3 protein-coding genes and 1 pseudogene are annotated in these 2,915 nt (G+C 40.3%); all 4 read left to right on the top strand.

What is annotated here, in order from left to right:
• On the top strand, positions 1 to 672 hold a 672-nt coding region (locus CXF78_RS18850), incomplete at its 5' end, for an efflux RND transporter permease subunit (protein WP_145991563.1).
• 44 nt (positions 673 to 716) lie between these two features.
• Positions 717 to 929, top strand: a complete 213-nt coding sequence (locus tag CXF78_RS18855; protein ID WP_011638139.1) for a YgaP family membrane protein — start codon at positions 717 to 719, stop codon at positions 927 to 929.
• A gap of 13 nt (positions 930 to 942) precedes the next feature.
• On the top strand, positions 943 to 1,320 hold the full coding sequence (locus CXF78_RS18860; protein WP_011638140.1) for a rhodanese-like domain-containing protein: 378 nt from the start codon (positions 943 to 945) through the stop codon (positions 1,318 to 1,320).
• Positions 1,321 to 1,796: 476 nt separating this feature from the next.
• A pseudogene (locus CXF78_RS18865) lies at positions 1,797 to 2,723 on the top strand (S8 family serine peptidase); the annotation flags it as partial.
• Positions 2,724 to 2,915 lie beyond the last annotated feature (192 nt).

Consider the following 2,915-nt stretch of genomic DNA (forward strand, 5'->3'; position numbering starts at 1 on the left):
ATTGCCGACATGGCAGGGCCAACTGGCAGTCCGCTGTATGGCATGTTCGATATGGTCAGCCAAATTAATCAGCAAAATGAGCAAGGTGACTCAAGTTATCCAATTCAACAAAATTTGGTTAATCAGCCTGATGGATTAACCGACGTGTCGATTCTGTGGGACGGTGAATGGAAAATCACATATGAAACCTTCCGCGATATGGGCATTGCTTATGCCGTTGGCATGATTGCAATTTACTTACTTGTAGTCGGTCAGTTTAAATCTTATATCGTGCCGTTAATCATCATGGCGCCCATTCCGTTGACCATCATAGGTGTTATGCCTGGGCACGCTTTATTAGGCGCTCAATTCACGGCTCCGTCTATGATAGGCATGATAGCGCTGGCAGGCATTATTGTCCGAAATTCAATTTTGCTGGTCGATTTCATTAATCAACAAATAGCCGCAGGAGTTCCCTTAGAGCAGGCGGTTATCCATTCAGGCGCAGTACGAGCAAAGCCAATTATGTTGACAGCATTAGCGGCAATAATAGGGGCATTATTCATTATTGATGACCCTATTTTTAACGGATTAGCCATCAGTTTAATATTTGGTATTTTTATCTCAACCATTTTAACCTTGGTGGTGATTCCGGTGTTGTATTTTTCAGTAATGAAACATAAGCATCTGTAAAAACATTATTTATTCACTGGGCTACGCCCAATAAGGAGCTAAACATGTCAGTAGAACGAAGTATTATGGCCTTTGCTGGCTTTATGGTTTTATTATCTCTTGTGTTAACCGCAACAGTTAGCCCGCATTTTGTCTGGCTTACTGTATTTGTAGGCGCTAATCTATTTCAGAGTGCTTTTACAGGCTTTTGTCCTGCAGCGATGATAATGAAAAAATTAGGCGTCAAAACTGCAGCTGAAATAGCCTTAAATAAATAACAAGGAAATTATCGTGTTTAAAAAATCTATGCCGTTGTCTGTTCAATCTATTTTGGCGCTATTGGTCTTATTCGCGGCATCTCTTATGCCTACTTGGGCTGCAGAGCAAGAGCCTAGCGTTGCTTGGGAAAAAATAGACCGCGGTGTCACGTTAATTGATGTGCGCACTGCTGAAGAGTTTGCTGCAGGACATATTGACGGTGCTATTAATATTCCATTTGAAAATATCGTCTCAGAGTTGGCAAAGCGCAATATCACTAAAGACTCCGAAATAGTCCTTTACTGCCGCAGCGGTAACCGTAGTGGTATGGCGCAGGAATCATTAGTTAAGCAGGGTTACAGCAACACCTATAATGCGGGTGGTTTTGATAGCTTAATATCAGCACGATAACCTCTCTAACAATCTAAAACCACAGGCCTATAACTGTGGTTTTATTAAACATATCCAATAGTTTATCGTATTGATATCTTCCTCATATCAATACGATGAACGTTGCTACTTTCAGCCCCCCTATATTTTGTCTGCAAAAATATCTTTACACATAATATTAGATAATTATTTATTAGCATAAAGCGGATCCGTTTATGCACTTTCTAGCTAAGCGCTTTCATTAAGTTAACTCCATTAAAGCTCGAAAGATACCCGTCTACCAGCTCGAGACCTAGTTGAATTTTAATTCAAAAATTATAGGTAAAAAATCAAGTAAATCCGTTCTATAAGACCAGTTACTTGACAACAAACATTAACAACTTGTTTACACCAGGCTGAAATGTGGTTACCTTTTAGACAGATAGGCAAAATAGCTTATCAGTAAAACATAATTAAAAAAGACATTACGTCCCACCCTGATTAACATGGAAGATAATATGAAAAAGCATAAAAATCCAACGGTCGTGCTTAGCATGACAGCACTCGCTTTGGCCATTTCAACTCAAGTAAACGCAGCACCAGCCCCTTCTCAACTCTCTGCAACGAATCAACAAATTGAACAACAATCACCTTTACCGAAACGATATATCGTTAAGTTCAGAAATGATAATGCTGCACAGATACTCAATAGCAGTTCCGCTGTACAAAATGTAAATGCTGAAACGGACAACAGTATGGCTTACGAGCCTCGTTCAAACGAAGTATTTACTCAATTTAGAGCCTTGAATAGCGTAAAAGCACGAGAAATGAAGCGCGTAGGTCGCAGTAATAGTTACTCGGTAAAGCTCGACTCGTCTTCTATTAAAGCATTACGTTTGCGTCAAGATGTTGAATACGTGGAAGAGGATTTACCCCGTAGACTGCTAGCAGAGACAACACCTTGGGGACAAACCTTTGTAGGTGCGACTGTGTTAAGCGACAGCCAAGCAGGTAACCGTACTATCTGTATTATTGATTCTGGTTATGACCGCAGCCACAATGATTTAAGTGGTAACAATGCAACCGGGACCAATAATTCAGGCACCGGTAACTGGTATCAACCAGGTAATAATAATGCCCATGGTACTCACGTAGCAGGTACAATTGCCGCAATAGCAAATAACGAAGGTGTGGTCGGGGTTATGCCTAACCAGAATGCCAATATTCATGTTGTAAAAGTGTTTAACGAAGCTGGATGGGGCTACTCATCATCGTTAGTCGCTGCGATTGATACGTGTGTTACTTCAGGTGGTGCAAACGTAGTCACAATGAGTTTAGGTGGCAGTGGTTCAACCACAACTGAGCGTAATGCATTAAATACTCATTATAACAATGGGGTGTTATTAATTGCAGCTGCTGGTAATGCTGGCGACAGTAGTTATAGCCTGTCTCTAAAACACTTTGAAGCTGGCGGAGGAAGGGGAAGTGGAAGTTTCGGTGGGTGCCCGAATCATTAAAAAAAAAAAAAAAGAAAATAAAACAAGTGCTAGAAGTTGACAATGACAGAAACTAGATAGTGTAAAAAAATATAAATTAGATATACACGGATACAGTCTTAGAAGAAGATATATAAATAG

The organism is Shewanella sp. 11B5 (genome assembly GCF_002836795.1).
Lineage (GTDB): Bacteria > Pseudomonadota > Gammaproteobacteria > Enterobacterales > Shewanellaceae > Shewanella > Shewanella frigidimarina.

What these genes read in the sequence shown, in the direction of transcription:
- CXF78_RS18855 (WP_011638139.1), top strand. Translation starts at nt 717, where the DNA reads ATGTCAGTAGAACGAAGTATTATGGCCTTTGCTGGCTTTATGGTTTTA.